Origin of the sequence: Pseudoalteromonas sp. CST2, from assembly GCF_028599385.1 — a bacterium.
GTDB classification, from domain to species: domain Bacteria; phylum Pseudomonadota; class Gammaproteobacteria; order Enterobacterales; family Alteromonadaceae; genus Pseudoalteromonas; species Pseudoalteromonas atlantica.
In genome coordinates, this window is the sequence record NZ_JAQREO010000007.1 from 21,819 (window position 1) to 41,780 (window position 19,962).

Consider the following 19,962-nt stretch of genomic DNA (forward strand, 5'->3'; position numbering starts at 1 on the left):
TTTAACCTGGCATCTATTTTGCATTTATCAGCTCAGAGATTTTTTATGTGAGTCGATGTTATGGACAAAATGGTCTACATTGCAGCCTCTGGCGCTAAGCAAAGCCTACAAGGGCTTGCACTTAAAGCCAATAATTTGGCAAACGCAAACACCACAGGTTTTAAAGCTGACTTTGCGCAAGCGCGTTCTATGCAAGCATTTGGCGAGGGCTTACCAACGCGCGTGTTTTCAATGCAAGAGCGACCAGGTTCTAACATGACCTCTGGCGGCATAATCGAAACAGGGCGAGATTTAGATATTGCCATGAGCGATAACGCCTGGCTTGCCGTTCAGGATGACTCAGGTAACGAAGCATATACAAAAGTAGGCACGCTAAACATTACTGCGCAAGGTATGTTGGTAACAAGTCATGGTCGTCAAGTTATTGGCGAAGGTGGCCCCGTAATTTTACCGGTTCCTATTGAAAAAATAAGTTTTAGTGAAGATGGCGCCATACAGGTTCGCCCCCAAGGCGCGCCTGCCAATTTTTTAGAAGAAGTAGACACGCTGCGCGTTGTTGAAGGAAACAGCAGAGAGCTTGAAAAAGGCAACGATGGTTTATTTAGACCTGTACCAGGGCAAACTGTCGATACCTCTGCAAATGTAAAAGTGTTAAGTGGTGCACTGGAAATGTCTAACGTTAATCCAGTTCACGAAATGGTCGATATGATCAACCACCAACGTCAATTTGAGTTACAAGTAAAACTAATGAAAACAGCTGAAGAGATTGACGAACGTCAAGATCAGTTGATGCGCATAGTTTAACTTTAAAATGAGGGCATACTTATGAATCCTGCATTGTGGATAAGTAAAACAGGGCTAGACGCTCAACAAACTGATATTTCAGTTATTTCAAATAACTTGGCGAATGCCAGTACCGTAGGTTACAAAAAAAGCCGCGCTATTTTTGAAGATTTACTGTATCAAAACATCAACCAGCCTGGCGGGCGCTCATCACAAGATACCGAGCTGCCATCTGGCCTAATGCTAGGTGCGGGTGCAAAAGTGGTTGCTAACCAAAAAGAGTTTACGCAAGGTAATATGCTCACCACCGAAAACTCACTCGATTGGATGATCTCAGGCGAAGGCTTTTTTGAAGTGCTGCAACCCGATGGCAATATTGCGTATTCGCGAAATGGGCAATTTACTACCGATGAAGACGGCCGCATTGTTACCTCAGGTGCAGGTTTTGTTGTTCAGCCCGAAATGAATGTACCCGATGATGCGCAATCAATTACAGTCTCTCAAGATGGTGAAGTATCTGTACGCGTTGCAGGGCAAGCCGATAACGTGGTAATTGGCCAGCTAACAATTAGTGACTTTATTAATCCATCGGGTCTTGAGCCAATTGGTCAAAACCTTTACACCGAAACCGCTGTTAGTGGGGCGCCTGTTCAAGGTAATCCAGGCGTAGAAGGCTTAGGAACTATTATTCAAGGCTCGCTTGAAACATCAAACGTTAATGTAACGGAAGAATTGGTTAACCTTATCGAAACTCAACGTGTTTACGAAATGAACTCAAAAGTAATCTCGGCCGTTGACGAAATGATGAGCTACATCAATCAACAGTTATAACCGTGCACAAGGGGATAGTTATGCGTAATGTTATTTTATTTGCAGCAGGCACCTTATTTTTAAGTGGCTGTGTTTCTACGCAAAATAGTGAAGTGGTTCAAGATGACCCCTACTACGCACCCATGTACCCAGAGCCTGTAGCAGAGCCTGTTGTTGCAACGGGTTCGTTGTTTAACACCAATACATTTAATGATTTGTATTCAGACAAAAAAGCACTTAGAACCGGCGATATAATTACCGTTAAGCTTGAAGAGTCAACACAAGCTACAAAAGCCGCTAAAACCGAAACCGATAAAGAAACCGAAGCCAGCCTAGACCCCGTTATTGGGTTAGGTGGTTTACCTGTAAATATAGGTGGCGACAGTATTCAGTTTGGCATTGGTAGTGATTCATCATTTACCGGTGACTCTAAATCAAATCAGTCAAACAGCTTAGTGGGCGACATCTCGGTGAATGTTATGCGTGTTTTACCCAATGGTAATTTAGTTATTCGTGGTGAAAAATGGCTAACACTTAACACCGGCGAAGAGTTTATTAGGCTCGAAGGCCTTGTACGTCCGCAAGATGTAAGCGCCGATAACACGGTTGAGTCGAATAGAATAGCTAATGCCCGAATTCAATATTCAGGTAAAGGACAAACACAAGAAGCGCAAAGCCCAGGGTGGTTAACACGTTTCTTTAGTAGCTCGTTATTTCCGTTTTAGAGGATAGTAGTATGAATAGCATTAAAGCGTTTATTTTGATCATACTGCTAGGCTGGCAATTTTCTGCCAGCGCCGAGCGTATAAAAGATGTCTCTATGGTTGAAGGCGTACGTGCTAACCAATTGGTTGGCTATGGTTTAGTGGTGGGGCTACCTGGCACAGGGGAGCAAAACTCTTACACGCAACAAAGTTTTAGAGGCATGCTAAACAGTTTTGGTATTACGCTGCCTTCAACACAAAGCCCTAAAATTAAAAACGTAGCAGCAGTGGCAGTCCACGCTGAGCTTCCGCCGTTTAGAAAGCCGGGTCAAACAATTGATATTACGGTATCTTCTATTGGCAGTGCAGGCAGTTTACGTGGCGGCACCTTGTTACAAACTTTCTTAAAAGGGGTGGATGGAAACGTATATGCCATAGCACAAGGTAGCCTAATTGTGGGTGGTTTAGGAGCACAAGGGCTAGATGGCAGTAAAGTGGTCATTAACACCCCGACGGTTGGCCGCGTACCTAATGGAGCCACTGTTGAACGCGAAGTTAAAAGCCCTTTTATGCAAGGCGACTACATTACTTTTAACTTAAACCGCCCAGACTTTACAACGGCAAAACGTTTAGAAGCAACAATTAACAATTTGGTAGGCCCTAATAGTGCACAAGCTATTGACGCTGCCTCAGTACGCGTTATTGCGCCACGTGATGCATCACAACGAGTGTCTTATTTATCAACGCTTGAAAACCTAGAGTTTAAGCCTGCTGACACTTCAGCCAAAATTATTGTTAATTCACGTACGGGAACGATTGTCATTGGCAAAAATGTGAAGCTACAGCCTGCGGCAATAACCCATGGCGGCCTAACAGTCACAATTGCTGAACAGCAAAATGTAACGCAGCCTAATCCGTTAGCAGAAGGCGAAACCGTTGTTACACAGCAAAGTATTATTGACGTTAATCAAGATGATTCTCGTGCGTTTGTTTTTAACCCCGGCGTTAGCTTAGATGACTTAGTGCGTGCTATAAATGAAGTAGGCGCAGCACCTGGAGACCTAATGGCTATTTTAGAAGCGCTTAAAGAAGCGGGTGCAATTAACGGGCAGCTTGTTGTTATTTAATTATTTTTTAGAATATTTACCCTTCCACATAAAGCTTAAGTACTCAAAAGGTACTTAAGCTTTTTACTGTTTACCTTTCTTTGGCTCAATTTTTGCATTTCTTAAAGCATTATTCATTTTTGTGTCAAAAAGCTGATGGAAACAAATCACCTCGATAAGCAAAACTTTTTTGATTTAAGTAATCTTAATACTTTACGTCAAGACGCTTTAAACAGCGGTGATGCATCTACTGATGCCTCTAAAGCGGCGCTAAAAAAAGCAGCGGCACAATTTGAAGCTATTTTTACACAAATGCTTCTAAAAGGGATGCGTAAAGCCAACGAAGCATTTGAAGATGAAGACAGTCCGTTTAACTCAAGCGGCGTAAAGTTTTTTGAAGAAATGCACGATCAGCAGCTCTCTTCTGAGCTTTCATCAAATGGGTCTTTGGGTCTGGCTGATTTAATTGTTCAGCAGCTTTCTCCAGAGGCTGAGAACTTTATGCCTGGCTCAGTATTAAGAACTACTAACGACTTTATCAGTGATAAACGCGCAGGCTCTGAACTGCCGCACGAAAAGGTGCACAGTGTAAAGCAAGCAAATAAAGATGACTTAGTAGTCAGCAGTGCGGCAACACAAACTAAAACCACAACACAGCCTACACAGCAGTCGTCATTTGATAATGCTGAAGAGTTTGTTAGTGCAGTGTGGGAGCATGCTAAAACAGCGGCCGAAAAAATTGGTTTAAACCCTGCAGTAATGGTGGCCCAAGCGGCACTTGAGACGGGTTGGGGTAAGCATATTATTAATAAAAGCGACGGGAATAGCTCAAATAACCTGTTCAATATTAAATCAGATAAAAGCTGGGAAGGCGATAAAGCAAGTAAAGTAACGCTTGAATTTGAGCAAGGTACCCCTGTTAAAAAGCAAGCAAGTTTTAGAGCTTACGATTCTATAAAAGAAAGCGTGAACGACTTTGTCGATTTTTTAACGCAAAACCCACGCTACGAAGAAGCATTACAAAAAACAGCACAGCCAAACGAATTTTTAGATTCGCTACAAAAAGCAGGCTATGCAACCGATCCTAATTACGCGAGTAAAATAAAAAAAGTGCTAAATAGCAGTGAGCTTAAAAATATTGCAACAAGCGCGTTTACCCAAGGAGTGAAGTAATATGTCGTTTAGTTTATTAAATATTGCCAGTGCTGGGGTGCGTTCAAGCTCTGAGCTGTTGCAAACGACCAGTAAAAACATCACCAATGTAAATACAGAAGGCTACGTTCGTGAGCGCACTGAATTTACCACTATGGTTGATAACCAAGTAGGTCGCGGCGAAACATACAGATTATTGAACGAGTTTGCCCAGTCGCAGTTAAACCGCGACACGTCAAATAAATCGTTTTTTGATCAATTTGTAACAGAAGCCAACCGTGTTGATACTATTTTTTCAGAAGAGTCTAATAACTTATCAACGGGTATAAATTCATTATTTAATAACGTGCAAGAGGCGCTAAACCAGCCGTCTTCAACAGTTGCTCGCTCATTAGTAATGACCGATGCGCAAAGTTTAGTTGATCAAATGGATAGGCTTTCGGGTATCGTGCTTGAGCAACAAGGTATAGTAAATGAGCAGCTTGAGATTTTTTCTGAAGAAGCCAACTCACTTATCCAAAATATAAATACGTTAAACCAAGAAATTGCAGTCGTAAATGGCACAAATAACGCATCTGACGCAAGCTCTATTTATAACCAGCGCGACTTAGCGATTCGTGAATTATCAGAGCTTGTTGATATAGAAACACTTGATGGCCCTAATGGCGAAAAACTCGTTTTTATGGGCAGCGGTGAATCTTTAGTTATGGAAAACGGTACATTTAACTTGTTTTCACTGTCGGGTGACCCCGATCCTAATTTTAAAGAATTGACGCTTGACGTTAATGGCGGCAAAGCTGTGCCGCTAGAAATAGATGCAACTAAATTAAAAGGCAAAATTGGCGGCTTGTTGGCTTTTAGAGACGACATACTCGTGCCTGCACAAAACCAAATTGGCCAAATGGGATTGGCAATTGCTGATGCGTTCAACGAGCAAAATAAATTGGGTATGGATGCTAACGGCGAGCTAGGCGGTGATATATTTAATATACCTACCGTGGGTGCTTATGCATACCAAGCTAATACCGGCGGCGCCAGTTTAACTGCCACGCTTGAGGCTGGTAAAGGCAGTGAACTGCCTGCCAGCGACTTTATTGTTACTTATACCGCTAATGCAAATGAAGTGAGCATTCAGCCTATAGATAATAAAGGGGAGCCGATAGGCAGCGCCTCTTTAGCGACTATACCGCCATCAGGTGTTATCGACTCAGATGACATTACGAGTGGGGAGTCGTTTGGTTTACAAATTGATGTAGCAGGTACTGGTAATACAGGTGATCAGTTTCAAATTAAACTTAACTCAGAGGCGGCAACCAGTATTTCCCTTGCGACAAGCCGCGGTGAAGACTTAGCACTGGCATCGCCTATTCGTACAGCTAACAGCATAGATAATGTAGGTACAGCGACTATTTCAGCCGGAGAAGTAACAAGTGTTACCTCGGGTGGCTTTAACACTACCCCTGGTTTAGCCAATGGCGATATCACGTTAGTTAAAACAGGCACTGTAAACGAATATCAAATTACAGATGCAAATGGCACCACAACCTTTACTATAACGCCACCGGCAGAGGGTATACTGGCTCAGGCTGGTGCACCTTATAGCAACTATGGCTTTGACTTTGACATTGAAGGCACGCCAGCCACTGGAGACACTTTCACCCTTGAATTTAACGAAGGCGGCTTTGATGATAACCGTAATGGTTTAAAACTCGCTGATTTACAGAATGGCGAATTAGTGCGTAAAAATGTAGTGACAACAGCCACTGCCGACAATCACGAAACGTTTAATCAAGCTTATTCAGGGTTAGTGAGTGATATTGGCGTAGTAACCGGCCAAGCCATTACCAGTGCCAGCGCATTTGATGCGTTAGCCCAGCAATCAGAAGCGTGGTATGAGTCGCTCTCAGGTGTAAACCTAGATGAAGAGGCTGCCAATTTACTGCGTTTTCAGCAGTCATATTCAGCATCAGCTCAAGTACTAGCTGCGGCCCAAGAAGTTTTTGACACCTTATTAAGTGCGGCGAGGTAATTATGCGTTTATCAAATAACTTAATGTATCAAAACAACATTAATAAAATACTCGATAACCAACAAAGTGTTGCTAATGCACAAGAGCAAGTAACAACAGGTAAAAAATACTTAACTACCTCAGAAGCACCTGCTGCTATTTCGCAAGGGATGCTTTACTCAAATAAAATACAAACAAATGAGCAGCATGCTAAAAATATTGACCAGTTAACTGGCCGTCTTGAAACTGAAGAAACCATCTTACAAAGTATAAATACCAATATCCAACAAGCACAAGAGCTAGCGATTCAAGCAGGTAATGGTGTTTATACTCAAGATGATTTAGAGTCAATCGCGGCTGAGCTGAGTGAAATACAAAAAACACTCGTCAATTTAATGAATACCCGCTCAGAAGACGGTAAGTTTATTTTTTCAGGCTACCAAGACAGCACCCAACCATACCAGTTTGACTCTACTACGGGTGAATATACTTATAATGGAGATCAAGGCCAGCATGTAATAACCATAGCTGAAGGGGTAAGTATTAAATCAAGCGATAACGGTTTTGATACGTTTGAGAAAAGCGACGCACGACTTGATGTTACTGATAATCAAGCTGCGATCCCGGTAACTACGCCTGCAAATAATATTACAGCAGGCACGGTTTATGTAGATGGCCAAACAGAGTTCGACCGTTTCCACCAAGATAACTACAATGCTGATCCAACCGCAGCGGCAACAGCGAACACGTATAATGTGGTAATAACACCAGGCGCTACCGCCAACGACCCTGATACTTATGAAATTTTGCGCGACGGTGTGTCGCTGAGCCCTGCACAAGTAGGTGAGGTAACGGATGAGCCAATCGATTTTGCAGGCATGAAAATCGAATTTGAAGGCGCAGCACCAGGCCAGCTTGATTTTACCCTCGAAAAGCCGCACAAAGAAAACGTGCTTAATACATTACAATCACTCATTACGGGGTTAAATGATGGCACACTTGAAAACGATGATTTTCAGCAAGTATTAGCCGATGGTGTAGTACAGCTTCAAAATGCCAGCGAGCAAGTTGTGTATACGCAAGCGAGCTTAGGCGGGCGGATGAATGCGGTTGAAAGCGTGAGTGACTCAAATCTTGCGCAAGACATTCAAAACAAAAGTAACCTTTCTGATTTAGTAGAGGTAGACATGGCAGAAGCCATTAGTGAACTCACTAAACAAGAAACCGCACTGCAAGCGTCACAAGCCACGTTTGGCCGTTTAACAAACCTTTCTTTATTTGATTACTTATAAACAGATTATAAGCAGAAATACCTTGCCGCTTTAGTTAATACAAAGCGGCAAAAACCTCCCTCAAAATAGCGGCAATAAATTGTCGTCACTCCAGATAACCAGATAACTTATTGTTAACGTTTAATGTTTCTATAGAAAACACTTTAAAAACATGCGGTTATATTTATTTAAAAGTTGGCACAGTAAATGCTTTTCTAATAATTAGAAATTATCGAATAGTGGTTCCTGTTAAAACGTGCTGAACCACACTCTGTTTAAACCTAGGAGATGGTAAAATGGCATTAACAGTAAATACTAATGTGTCGTCATTAAACGCACAACGTAACTTAACTAAATCTGGCGAAGGCCTAGCAACATCAATGGAGCGTTTGTCATCAGGTATGCGTATTAATAGCGCAAAAGATGATGCGGCGGGCTTACAAATTTCAAACCGTTTAACCTCACAAATAAATGGTTTATCAGTTGCTCAACGTAACGCCAACGATGGCATTTCAATGGCGCAAACCGCTGAAGGCGCAATGAGTGAGTCGACCAACATACTTCAGCGTATGCGTGAACTTGCTCTGCAAGCAGCTAATGGTTCAAACTCAGCAGAAGATAGAGAAGCACTGCAAAAAGAAGTGTCAGCACTTCAGGTTGAGTTAACACGTATTGCAGAAACTACCTCATTTGGTGGTCAACAACTACTAGATGGTAGCTACGGTAGTAAAACTTTCCAAGTAGGCGCTAACGCTAACGAAACCATTAATGTATCACTTTCAAGCGTTGCAGCTGAAAAAATTGGCTCAAACCAATTAAATTTACAAGGTATTGCAAATACAGGTTTTGGTACTGCTGCTGCAGCTGGCGCTACAGCACCTGCAAACTCAGTCGCTACAGGCACATACACGATTTCAGGTCGTGATGATTCAATAATTAATATTGAAGCAGGTACCACAGCAAAAGATGCCGCAGCTAAAATTAACCAAATGACGGGAACGACAGGCGTTTCAGCTCAAGCTCGTACTGAGGCTGTTCTTGATATTGGTGGTGTAGCTACCGTTGCTGATGAAATCGTAAGCTTTGAGCTAAATGGCGAAAAAGTATCGTTTGTGGCCACTGCTAACGCAGATAGTGATGAGCAAGCAATGGCTGAAGCGATAAATGCGCGTACAGATGAGCACGGCGTTACAGCTGTAATAGAAAATGGCGTGCTAACTATCTCTAACAACCAAGGTGAAGACGTAGTAATCGAAGATTTTGAAACGACTGATGCTACAGGTACAGCGGTTGCTGCTACTTTAGATGTTACCGCAGCATCATATGATGGTAACCCAGATACCGCAGTAACACTTACCAGTGGTAGTGGCACAGATTCAACACGAGTAATGGGAAGTATTCAGCTTAATTCTGCTGAGGTATTTACTGCTACTGCAAATGATACATCATTAGCTGCGACTATCAATGAGACCACCAGTAAGCTTGAAAATGCAGCTGATATTGATGTGACTACTCAAAAAGGCTCTCAAGATGCGCTTTCAATCATTGATAATGCAATAGCCAATATTGATGAGCAACGTGCGGGATTAGGTGCGGTACAAAACCGCTTTAGTTTTACAATTAACAACCTTGCAAACATTGAAGAGAATGTAACTGCATCGCGTAGCCGTATTCAAGACACCGATTTTGCTACGGAAACAGCAGAGATGACTAAAAACCAAATACTACAGCAGGCAGGTACATCAATCCTTTCACAGGCAAACCAAGTACCACAGGCTGCGATTAGCTTATTAGGTGGTTAGTAATAAACGCTATTAATAAAACTTATAAAAAAGCACATCTTGATAGGTGTGCTTTTTTGTTTTTTGTCCATAAATAGCATGCTGTACGTGAATTAAAAACTTTTTTAGGGGGAAGTGAATTTATTATCTCCTTTAAAATTAGTTGTTTATATTTATTTTATAAATAACTTTAAAAATAAATCAAAATAACGCTAAAGATAAATTTTCTCCTGCCGTTAACTTAACCAGTACAGAGCTTGAACATACAATTGTGACAGCTCTTGGTTAAATCTAAACAGTCACATTACGAAAGTAATCAGGAGTTTTATTATGATTTCAGTAAATACAAATGTATCTTCATTAAACGCTCAGCGTAACCTTTCTACTTCAGGCTCTGACCTTGCAACGTCAATGGAGCGTTTATCATCAGGTATGCGTATCAACAGCGCAAAAGATGATGCGGCAGGCCTACAAATTTCAAACCGTTTAACATCACAAGTAAATGGTTTAGCAGTAGCACAACGTAACGCTAACGACGGTATCTCAATGGCACAAACCGCTGAAGGTGCAATGAGCGAGTCTACAAGCATTTTACAACGTATGCGTGAGCTAGCGCTACAATCTGCTAACGGCTCAAACTCAACAGAAGACCGTGAATCACTTCAAAAAGAAGTGTCAGCATTGCAAGTTGAATTAACACGTATCGCAGATACAACATCATTTGGTGGTCAACAGCTTCTAGATGGTAGTTTTGGTTCTAAATCTTTCCAAATTGGTGCTAACTCAAATGAAACTATTAATGTTTCGTTATCAAGTGTAGCTGCAGAAGACATAGGTTCTAATCAAGTGAATTTGCAGGGTGCTGCTAATACTGGCTTCGGTAGTGCTAGTGCTGCAAATTCTGTAGCTGGGGGAGCTCTTACTATTGATGGCCGTGATTCAGCTGCTGTCACTATTGCAGCTAACTCTACAGCTAAAGAAGCTGCTGATGCAATCAATCAATACTCTTCTACTACAGGCGTAACTGCACAAGCTCGAACTGAAGCAGAAGTGACACTAGGTGCTGTGGGTGCGGCTGATGGTACGGTTAGTTTTTCATTAAACGATGAAAAAGTATCATACGTTACTACTGGTGATGTTGTTACAGACCAACAAGCAATGGCTGAGGCTATTAACTCTGGTACAGATGAGCACGGTGTAACTGCTTCAATTGAAAATGGTGTGTTGAGCGTATCAAACAACCAAGGTGAAGATGTTGTGCTAACAGATTTTGATGCTGTTGATTCAGCAGGTGCTGCAGTAGCATCAACTGCTTCAATTGTTGCTCAAGGTTATGATGGCGCAGATGATACTGCTTTTGTACTAACGAGCGGCGGTGCTACAGATGCAACTATTACTGGTGCGATTCAGTTGAACTCTTCTGAAACTTTCACTACTAACACAGCAGATACTACAACTTCAGCAACTGCGGATATTACTAGTAAGCTAAGTGATGTAGCCGATGTTGACATTACTGACCAAAAGGGCTCACAAGATGCACTAGCAATTATCGATAACGCAATTGCTAATATCGATGCTCAGCGAGCTGGTTTAGGTGCGGTTCAAAACCGTTTTGACCACACTATCAGTAACCTTGCTAACATTGAAGAAAACGTATCGGCATCACGTAGCCGTATTCAAGATACAGACTTTGCAACTGAAACGGCAGAGATGACTAAAAACCAAATCTTGCAACAAGCGGGTACATCAATCTTATCGCAAGCGAATCAGTTACCACAAACAGCTCTTAGCTTATTAGGTTAATAAGTAAAACGTTATAGCTTAATGGGTAGCTAGCTAGTACAAAAAGTCAGTATTAGTTTTAAAAAACAAGGAGGTGGCTTTAGCTACCTCCTTTTGTGGTTTAAGGGTATAAATTAAACTATTGTTAGTCTAATAACTATACAAGTTCGGCAATTTTAGGAGGCGTTATGAACACCATTACTTCAAACGCAGAAGTTACTATAGCATCAACATCTTTAACTGGTGAAGATAAACAAATAGGGCAGGCTGGCTCAGTATTGACTCAGCGAGCTGTTGATGACGTAAATAAAACGGATGAACAAGGCCCACAAAATCAGTTAAGCAACCAATACGCACAACAAGGAACTGAGACTAATAGTTTGCAAAACCAACAGCTTGAGCGTGAACAGCTTGAAAAAGTGGCGCAACAATTGCAGGAATTTATGGGGGAGATGAACCGTAGTCTGCAATTTCAAGTTGATGAAGACTCAGGCCGTGACGTTATTAAAATACTTGATAAAACCAGTGGTGATGTAATTAAGCAATACCCTTCGGAAGAGGTATTAAGTTTAGTGTCAAAGCTTTCTGAATCTGCGGGTATTTTAATCGACCAAACCGTTTAGTCGACGTATCGTTGATATATTATTAGTTAAATTTTTTGAGTATAAAGAGGTGAAGTATGTCTATTTCGTTTAATGGCTTAGGCTCTGGCTTAGCTGTATCAGACATAGTTGATGCATTAGTTAACGCTGAGCAGGCTCCTGCCGAGGCTCGCCTAAATACTCAAGAAAGTACGCTAACTACTGATATTTCTGCTGTAGGGGCTTTAAAGTCTGCGCTACAACAAGTGCAAACAGCAATGGAAGCGCTAGGTGATGCAGATAATTACCAAAAACGTAGCACGTCAGGCAATGATGATTTTATATCGATTAGTGCTGATGAAGACGCCCAGCCAGGTGGTTATTCTGTAAAGGTTAATAACCTTGCTACAGAGCATAAAATACTTTCAGAAGCTTTTGATGCTGACGCCGCTGTGGGTGAAGGTACTATGACATTCAGCTCCGGCGAGAATAGCTTTGATATTGAAGTATCAGATACCGCTACCTTAAGTGAAATAAGAGATGCGATTAACGACAGCAGCGATAACGATAGCATAAACGCAACAATCATAACGGATGATACAGGCCAACACTTAGTTCTTTCAGCTAAAGAGAGTGGCTTAGAAAACGAGATTAAAGTAGAAGTAACGGATACTGACGGTAATAACACAGATACCAACGGGCTATCTCGTTTAGCTTTTGACTCTGCAGGTGTACAAAATGCATCTGAAATTATTGCTGCAACCGATGCATCCATTACCATTGATGGCTCACTCACAGTTAGTAGTTCTTCAAATACGTTTACTGATGTTATAGACGGTATAACAATCACCGCTAAAAAAGCTCAGGGTACTGATGATGATTTAAGTGATATATCGGTAACCGAAAATAATAACAATATCCAATCGGGCTTAAACAATTTTATTTCTAGTTACAATGAATTACTTGAACTTAGTAATAACTTAGGGGCATCAAGCGAAGATGGTGCTGGTGTAATGGCCGGTGATTCGTTACTACGCGGTGTAATGTCTAAATTGCGAGAGCAGATTACCGACTCTGTAGATTTAGGCAATGGCAACTCATTATCACTTTCGCAATTAGGTGTTGAAGCCGATCGTTATGGAGTATTGACGCTTAATACCGAGACTTTAAATGAAAAAATTGATGAAGATGTCGACTTAGTGCAGCAGTTTTTTGTAGGCACTGATGAAGACGAAGGCGGCTTTGCCCAATCGTTTGACGAGTTAATGAGTTTTTATACTGACTCTGACGGCATTATCCAAAACCGTATCGACAGTAAAACAAATCAATTAGAAGATATTGATGAACAGCGCGAAAGCCTGACAAGTAAAATGGAATCGTTATCTGACAGGTTATACGCTCAATACAACGCCATGGATTTATTGGTAGCGAGCTTAAACTCGACAAGTAGTTACGTGCAAGCGCAGCTTGAAAATATGCCTGGTGTGGTGAGTAATAATTCTTAATTTTCCATATTAATTATGAACATAAAAAAACCGTTTAAAAACGGTTTTTTTATGTCTAAATATTGCCTTTAAGAAGCTTAGTAAGTTTAAAGCTGCTAGAGGTAGCTAAACCGATTTATAAGCCGAGATTGCTTTACCTGTTTTTTTTTGCTTAATTATGGCTTTAGATGATTCGTTTTTAACTGCATTTGCTTGTTTGCTAATGTTGTTGATGTTGGCTTGCACAACCATAAGTTGCTCGGCGGTAGGCGGGTTATCGCTTTCGCACCAGCGCTTAAGCTCACTATTTAAAGTATCCATAATTGGCGTGGCGTCATCAGCTTTGTTGCTTTGCACTAATACTTCAATTTGGCTGAGTAATTGATTAATATGCTCAGCTTTGCTTGTTTCCTCTAAAGCCATTAGCTTATACCGCAGGAGTACGCTGATCGACAGGAATGCTATCCCACCCTTCTTTAATTTCTTTAATAATGCCAGCTACCTCAGAAATAATCTCAATGTCATTGTCAACATTTGCTTGCACAAGGCGCCTTTGGCAGTAGTCATAAAGTGCTAATAAATTATTTGAAATACTCGGATCTTGTTCCACTTCTAAATTAAGCGCGTCTTGTAATGCACCTAAGAGTAAAATACAGGCAGAGATGTTTTCGCCTTTTTTTTCTATTTCTTTGCGCTCAATAAAACCTTTAGTAGCGGCCAAACGGCCAATTATGTTACTAAAAATAAGGTTAATTTGCTCATAGGGCGCCATTTCAGCAATGTTGCTGGCGCGCACTTGAGAATATTTTTTTAATGAAACATGAGCCATGGGGAAATCCTAAATAAATATGTGAAATCGTCTATACGAAACAAAAGCAATATTAATGCCAAGCATCTTGCGTTTATTTAGTTATCGGCATCGTTGCTTTCAACTTAAGTTAATTATAGTTTATATTTTTGACCTACGTAGATTTATGCACTAAGTAAAAAACAAGACATGGCATTAGCTTTAAGTATTAAACAACAAAACAATACTTAAGTTTTAATTATTAAGTATTATTGTTTTATAGCGATGTCTATTTTTTGGCGTTTATGTCAAAAAACCGCCGCTATTACTTGCATCCATACAGATCTCGCTTACAATTTAGCTAATAAAATAAATTAGTGAAATTATGGCTCGCTAACTATGATCTTGATTTTAGATAATAATAATAACCGTGCAATAGGATTACATGCATCACTTACCTTTATTGGGGAAGCTGTGCAGTTGCTTGATGAAAATGACTTTGAAGAAGTATGTAGTAAGTATCAACAGCAAGAATGCATTGTTATTTTAGGCGCATTACAAAGCTTAGATCATGAAGGCTTAATTAAAAGCTACCCAACCCTGCCTTTTTTACTCATTGGTGAAACACTCAAGCCATTATTAAGCATTGCTAATGTAGTGGGACTAATTTGTGAGCCGTTTAATCACGAAGTAACCACACAGTTATTACACGACTGCCAACAGTACCAACGTATGCTTCCTGGAAGTCACAAGCATCATAAGCAACATAAAACATTTGATGGTTTAGTTGGCGAAACTGATGCGGTTAAAAACGTACGCTTTTTGATAGAGCAAGTGGCTAAAACCGATGCAAACGTGCTTATTTTAGGCGAGTCGGGTACGGGTAAAGAGGTGGTTGCGCGTAATGTCCATTTATTATCTAAACGCAATACGGGGCCATTTGTACCAGTAAACTGTGGTGCCATACCTGGAGAGTTGCTAGAAAGCGAACTATTCGGTCACGAAAAAGGGGCATTTACCGGCGCTATTTCTGCACGTAAAGGGCGGTTTGAATTAGCGCAAGGCGGTACGCTATTTTTAGATGAAATTGGCGATATGCCGCTGCAAATGCAAGTAAAGTTATTGCGTGTATTACAAGAGCGCAGCTACGAGCGTGTAGGTGGCACAAAAGCTATTCAAGCAGATGTACGGGTGATTGCCGCTACTCATCGCAACCTTGAGGAAATGATTGAAAAGGGCAGCTTTAGGGAAGATTTATATTACCGTTTAAACGTGTTTCCTATTGAAAACCCGTCTCTTAATGAGCGTGCAGACGACATACCTTTATTACTTAAAGAGTTAATGCGTCGTGTGAATGAGCAAAGTGGTACGTCGGCTAAATTTACAGAGCGCGCGGTAGAGAGCCTAAAAGAGCATGCTTGGCCTGGTAATATTCGAGAGCTTGCTAATTTAGTGGAGCGCATGGTGATTATGTTCCCTGAAAAAGTAGTGGATGTACCCGATTTACCCAATAAATATCGCTACATCGAGGTAGACGCATACGAGCCAGAGTACCCTGAAGAGCTACTTGAAAAAGATGCCTTTAACGATATTTTTAGCTCAGGTTTTAGCGATTATGATAATGAACCAGAGCCTGAATTTAGCCAACCGGGATCTGGCGTATTACCCGAAGAAGGTATAGAGCTTAAAGATTATTTAGCAGAGCTTGAAATAAGCTTAATTACCCAAGCGTTAGAGCGTTTTGATTACGTTGTTGCGCGCGCCGCAGAGATATTAGGTGTAAGGCGTACAACGCTTGTTGAAAAAATGAAAAAGTACAATCTATCGCGAGATTAGCCAAACTTAGCAAGTGCCGAACCACTACAAATTACCGAGTTTGGCTCTTTTAATTTCTTGCTTACAGCTTACAGCTTACAGCTTACAGCTTACAGCTTACAGCTTACAGCTTACAGCTAATAATTTTTAATAATCTCGGCTCTTCTAAAACAATCATTACTATGATCGTTAACCATGCCACAGGCCTGCATATGTGCGTATACCGTTGTAGGGCCCAAAAATTTAAAACCTCGTTTTTTTAAATCTTTTGCAAACGCTTTTGACTCCTCGGTAATTGCAGGGGTGTCTTCAACACTATTTAAATCACTAATAATTGGTTTATTGCCCACAAATTGCCATTGGTAATTACTAAAGCTGCCAAATTCTTTTTGAATCTCAATAAACCGTTGAGCATTATTAACGGTGGCTGCAATTTTTAAGCGGTTACGCACTATGCTCTCATCTTGCATTAGCCGTTCTATATCATCGGCTGTAAACTTAGCCACTTTTTGCACATTAAAATTAGCAAATGCTTTTTTATAGCCTGCGCGCTTTTTTAAAATGGTGTACCAACTTAAGCCCGCTTGCGCCGACTCGAGGGTAATAAATTCAAATAATTTCGTGTCGTCATAAAGGGGGACTCCCCATTCTTCATCATGGTATTTCACATAATCAGGCTTTGTGGCGTCGAGCCATGCACAACGGCATTTATTTTGCTCACTCATTATTATTCCTTTTAGTGTGCGTCATTTTTTTGTTACGCGATATTGTAAGGTAACTAAATGAAAAATATATAAAATAATATTGGTATAAATTGTGCATTTAGCCCTATATCTACATCATTAAGAGATTTGATTATGGCCCTTGCGAGTGTACTTAAACCACAGTTTATTACTGCAAAACAGTATAACCCATGTTTACTTCAAGAAGAGTACATTGGTGAATTAAGTGATTTAAGACAGCAAGCAAGTTGGCTGTCGCACTTAGTTGATACTATGCCTGCGGGTGTTGTTGTGCTTGATGGCAAAGGGCTTATTGCAAAAGCCAATCAAATCGCGATTGATATGTTAGGCGAGCCGCTCGAAGGAGAGAAGTGGTTTAACATTATTCAACGCTCTTTTCGTCCCCACCAAGATGATGGGCACGAAGTGTCGCTCAAAGACGGCCGGCTTATAAAGCTTGATATTACCGCGCTAGCGCCAGAGCCTGGGCAATTAATATTAATGACAGATTTAACAGAAACGCGCCGTTTGCAAAAGCGCGTAGCCCATATGCAACGTTTGAGTGCGCTTGGTAAAATGGTGGCATCGCTTGCGCACCAAGTGCGTACACCGCTCTCGGCGGCTATGTTATACGCGGCCAATTTGGGCTCTAAAAAGCTACCAGAGTCATCACGCGATAACTTTCAAACTAAATTAATGTCGCGATTAAAAGACTTAGAAACCCAAGTTAACGATATGCTGCTTTTTGCTAAAAGCGGCGAGCAACAAGTGGTTGAACAGGTTTCTATGCAGCAGCTTTTAAACGAGGTAAAACTAGGTGCCGATGCAATGGTAGCCTTAAATAACAGCTCACTTGTTGTTGAGCTACCAGAGCCAGACATAGAAATTACCGGTAATAAAACCGCGCTGGCCAGTGCTATTCAAAACCTTATTCACAATAGTATTCAAATTATTGGCAGCCAAGCCCAGGTGACATTAAAAGCGCAGCGCGATAGCAGCGAACCCGATACCGTGCGTATTAGCGTATGCGATAACGGCCCTGGTGTAGAGTTGAGCCAAATAGAGAAAATTTTTGAACCGTTTTATACCACAAAAAGCCAAGGTACAGGGCTTGGGCTTGCTGTTGTAAGCTCTGTGGCTAATGCGCATCAAGGACGTGTTGAAGTGGTTAATAATGCCAATGGTGGTGCATGTTTTAGTTTATTGCTGCCCATATGCACGGCCTCAACGCAGGAGAAAACAGCATGAGTAATACAATACTAGTGGTTGAAGATGATGCAGGTTTAAGAGAAGCACTCATAGACACGTTAGAGATGTCGGGTATTGCCTGTGTTGCAGCCGATAGTGCTGAGCAAGCCATGATCCAATTAAAAAAATCTGAGTTTTCATTAGTGGTCAGCGACGTGCAAATGGGCGCGATGAGCGGCCTAGATTTACTTAGAAGCATTAAGCTTAACTACCCAGATCTCCCCGTATTAATGATGACTGCCTATGCAACGATTGATGATGCAGTCGAGGCAATGCGCTTAGGCGCAATTGATTATATGGCTAAACCATTTGCCCCTGAGGTGCTTTTAAATATGGTTAGTCGGTATTTACCCGAAAAGCCAAAAGACACTGACGGCCCAATTGTTGCCGACCCAAGCAGTATTGCGCTTTTAGAACTGGCGAGCAAAGTGGCGCGCTCAGATGCAAGCGTTATGGTGCTAGGCCCTAGTGGCTCAGGTAAAGAAGTGTTAGCGCGATACATTCACGATAAATCAAACCGATGCGATGCGCCTTTTGTGGCAATAAACTGTGCGGCTATTCCCGAAAACATGCTTGAAGCCACTTTATTTGGCTACGAAAAAGGCGCGTTTACCGGTGCAATACAAGCATGCCCAGGTAAATTTGAACAAGCCCAAGGCGGCACCATATTACTTGATGAAATAACCGAAATGGACTTGGGGCTGCAAGCTAAGCTATTACGGGTATTGCAAGAGCGTGAAGTTGAGCGTTTAGGTGCCCGAAAAACAATTTCACTCGATGTAAGAGTACTCGCCACCAGTAACCGCGACCTAAAAGAAGCCGTTGCAGATAACCAATTTAGAGAAGACTTATATTATCGCTTAAATGTATTCCCCCTAATGTGGCGACCGCTCTGTGAGCGCCCAGGCGATATAATTGTATTGGCTAAGCATTTAATAGAGCGCCATTTAGTTAAAAGTAAAGAGCCGCTAGCAACGCTTGATAGTGCCGCTGAGCAAAAATTATTAAGCCATGCATGGCCAGGTAATGTACGCGAGCTTGATAACGTAATTCAACGTGCGCTTATTTTGCGAACGGGCAATGTAATTGGCGAACAGGCTATTTTTATTGAAAACTTAATGCAAGCGCCAATTAACAGTATGCCTAAACAGGAGATAGCGCCTGAACAAGCGAACACTCCCAGTGGCGCGTATTATGATGACAAAATAACGCCTGCAGAGGTGAGTGGCTCACTGCCTAGTGTTGATACTGGCAGCTATAAAGATGAGCTAAAAGATAAAGAGCATAAAATAATATTAGAGACCCTAGCGCGCTGCCAAGGCAAACGTAAAGATGTTGCACAAACACTTGGGATCAGTCCGCGTACTTTACGTTATAAACTAGCGCAAATGCGTGATTTAGGTATTTCGCTGCCCGCATAACTTTACCCCTTTCTTCTATATAACCCTAAACTAACCACGCTTAGTTTAGGGTTGTCAAATCTCTGACTCTCAAAAATAATGGTTAACCTTATGTAATTAAAGGTTTATTTTTATGGCACACTTTGTGCTTTATTTCCTTTATGAACGTTAACTGCATTTGCCAGAGAAAATTATGAAAATTCAAAACAGCGCGCTATTTCAAGAAATGCAATCAATGGCTTTAGAAGCAGGCCATACAAATCAAATCAATAAGCTACCTACCCAAGCTCAGCCAACATCGTCTGCTCAATTTGGTGACTTGCTAAGTGATGCATTAAACACGGTTAATGGCTTACAACAAGATGCCAAACAAAAAGTAGTGGCTGTTGAAATGGGTGATAGAAGTGTATCGCTTGCTGAGGCAATGATTGCCTCACAAAAATCGTCAGTGGCATTTGAGGCTACAGTACAAGTAAGAAATAAACTTGTTGAGTCATACCAAGAAATTATGAACATGCCTGTTTAAGT

18 protein-coding genes are annotated in these 19,962 nt (G+C 41.3%); 15 read left to right on the forward strand and 3 right to left on the reverse strand.

The window, feature by feature from the left end:
* Positions 1-60: 60 nt before the first annotated feature.
* From PSH41_RS10855 to fliD, 11 genes are all read left to right on the forward strand, one after another.
* A complete protein-coding gene (locus PSH41_RS10855) occupies positions 61-804 on the forward strand; it encodes a flagellar basal body rod protein FlgF (protein WP_004588019.1) in 744 nt (247 codons plus the stop codon).
* Positions 805-825: 21 nt separating this feature from the next.
* A complete protein-coding gene (gene flgG, locus PSH41_RS10860) occupies positions 826-1,614 on the forward strand; it encodes a flagellar basal-body rod protein FlgG (RefSeq protein WP_004588020.1) in 789 nt (262 codons plus the stop codon).
* 20 nt (positions 1,615-1,634) lie between these two features.
* Positions 1,635-2,318 (forward strand): flagellar basal body L-ring protein FlgH, encoded by a 684-nt coding sequence (gene flgH / locus PSH41_RS10865; RefSeq protein ID WP_004588021.1) that lies wholly within the window; start codon positions 1,635-1,637, stop codon positions 2,316-2,318.
* An 11-nt stretch (positions 2,319-2,329) separates the two neighbouring features.
* Positions 2,330-3,424 (forward strand): flagellar basal body P-ring protein FlgI, encoded by a 1,095-nt coding sequence (locus tag PSH41_RS10870; RefSeq protein WP_004588022.1) that lies wholly within the window; start codon positions 2,330-2,332, stop codon positions 3,422-3,424.
* Positions 3,425-3,559: 135 nt separating this feature from the next.
* Positions 3,560-4,576, forward strand: a complete 1,017-nt coding sequence (gene flgJ, locus PSH41_RS10875) for a flagellar assembly peptidoglycan hydrolase FlgJ (RefSeq protein WP_273589025.1) — start codon at positions 3,560-3,562, stop codon at positions 4,574-4,576.
* Position 4,577: 1 nt separating this feature from the next.
* Positions 4,578-6,584, forward strand: coding sequence for a flagellar hook-associated protein FlgK (gene flgK / locus PSH41_RS10880; RefSeq protein ID WP_273589026.1), 2,007 nt, complete (start codon positions 4,578-4,580; stop codon positions 6,582-6,584).
* 2 nt (positions 6,585-6,586) lie between these two features.
* Positions 6,587-7,855, forward strand: a complete 1,269-nt coding sequence (gene flgL / locus PSH41_RS10885) for a flagellar hook-associated protein FlgL (protein ID WP_273589027.1) — start codon at positions 6,587-6,589, stop codon at positions 7,853-7,855.
* A 275-nt stretch (positions 7,856-8,130) separates the two neighbouring features.
* Complete coding sequence (locus PSH41_RS10890; protein WP_064386724.1) at positions 8,131-9,636, forward strand: flagellin; 1,506 nt, start codon at positions 8,131-8,133, stop codon at positions 9,634-9,636.
* 309 nt (positions 9,637-9,945) lie between these two features.
* Complete coding sequence (locus PSH41_RS10895; RefSeq protein WP_337939743.1) at positions 9,946-11,418, forward strand: flagellin; 1,473 nt, start codon at positions 9,946-9,948, stop codon at positions 11,416-11,418.
* A gap of 167 nt (positions 11,419-11,585) precedes the next feature.
* Positions 11,586-12,020, forward strand: coding sequence for a flagellar protein FlaG (locus tag PSH41_RS10900; RefSeq protein WP_064386722.1), 435 nt, complete (start codon positions 11,586-11,588; stop codon positions 12,018-12,020).
* Between the two features lie 56 nt (positions 12,021-12,076).
* Complete coding sequence (fliD, locus tag PSH41_RS10905) at positions 12,077-13,483, forward strand: flagellar filament capping protein FliD (protein WP_064386721.1); 1,407 nt, start codon at positions 12,077-12,079, stop codon at positions 13,481-13,483.
* 105 nt (positions 13,484-13,588) lie between these two features.
* On the opposite strand, the gene PSH41_RS10910 is transcribed toward fliD, so the two are convergent.
* Entirely contained in the window at positions 13,589-13,885 is a 297-nt protein-coding gene (locus PSH41_RS10910) for a hypothetical protein (RefSeq protein ID WP_273589028.1), read from the reverse strand.
* Between the two features lie 4 nt (positions 13,886-13,889).
* On the reverse strand, positions 13,890-14,291 hold the full coding sequence (gene fliS, locus PSH41_RS10915) for a flagellar export chaperone FliS (RefSeq protein WP_024032327.1): 402 nt from the start codon (positions 14,289-14,291) through the stop codon (positions 13,890-13,892).
* Between the two features lie 357 nt (positions 14,292-14,648).
* Here fliS and PSH41_RS10920 point away from each other — a divergent pair, with 357 nt between their 5' ends.
* Positions 14,649-16,085: a sigma-54 dependent transcriptional regulator gene (locus PSH41_RS10920; RefSeq protein WP_273589029.1), complete on the forward strand. Its 1,437-nt coding sequence runs from the start codon at positions 14,649-14,651 to the stop codon at positions 16,083-16,085.
* A gap of 116 nt (positions 16,086-16,201) precedes the next feature.
* On the opposite strand, the gene PSH41_RS10925 is transcribed toward PSH41_RS10920, so the two are convergent.
* Complete coding sequence (locus PSH41_RS10925; protein ID WP_273589030.1) at positions 16,202-16,789, reverse strand: DNA-3-methyladenine glycosylase I; 588 nt, start codon at positions 16,787-16,789, stop codon at positions 16,202-16,204.
* A 132-nt stretch (positions 16,790-16,921) separates the two neighbouring features.
* Between PSH41_RS10925 and PSH41_RS10930 the strand changes: the two genes are divergently transcribed.
* From PSH41_RS10930 to fliE, 3 genes are all read left to right on the forward strand, one after another.
* On the forward strand, positions 16,922-18,034 hold the full coding sequence (locus PSH41_RS10930) for a sensor histidine kinase (protein WP_024032324.1): 1,113 nt from the start codon (positions 16,922-16,924) through the stop codon (positions 18,032-18,034).
* The gene (locus tag PSH41_RS10935; protein WP_273589031.1) at positions 18,031-19,455 is read left to right on the forward strand and encodes a sigma-54-dependent transcriptional regulator; all 1,425 of its coding nucleotides are present in this window, start codon (positions 18,031-18,033) and stop codon (positions 19,453-19,455) included. Before PSH41_RS10930 ends, PSH41_RS10935 begins: the two co-directional genes overlap by 4 nt.
* A gap of 172 nt (positions 19,456-19,627) precedes the next feature.
* On the forward strand, positions 19,628-19,960 hold the full coding sequence (gene fliE, locus PSH41_RS10940; RefSeq protein ID WP_004588289.1) for a flagellar hook-basal body complex protein FliE: 333 nt from the start codon (positions 19,628-19,630) through the stop codon (positions 19,958-19,960).
* Positions 19,961-19,962 lie beyond the last annotated feature (2 nt).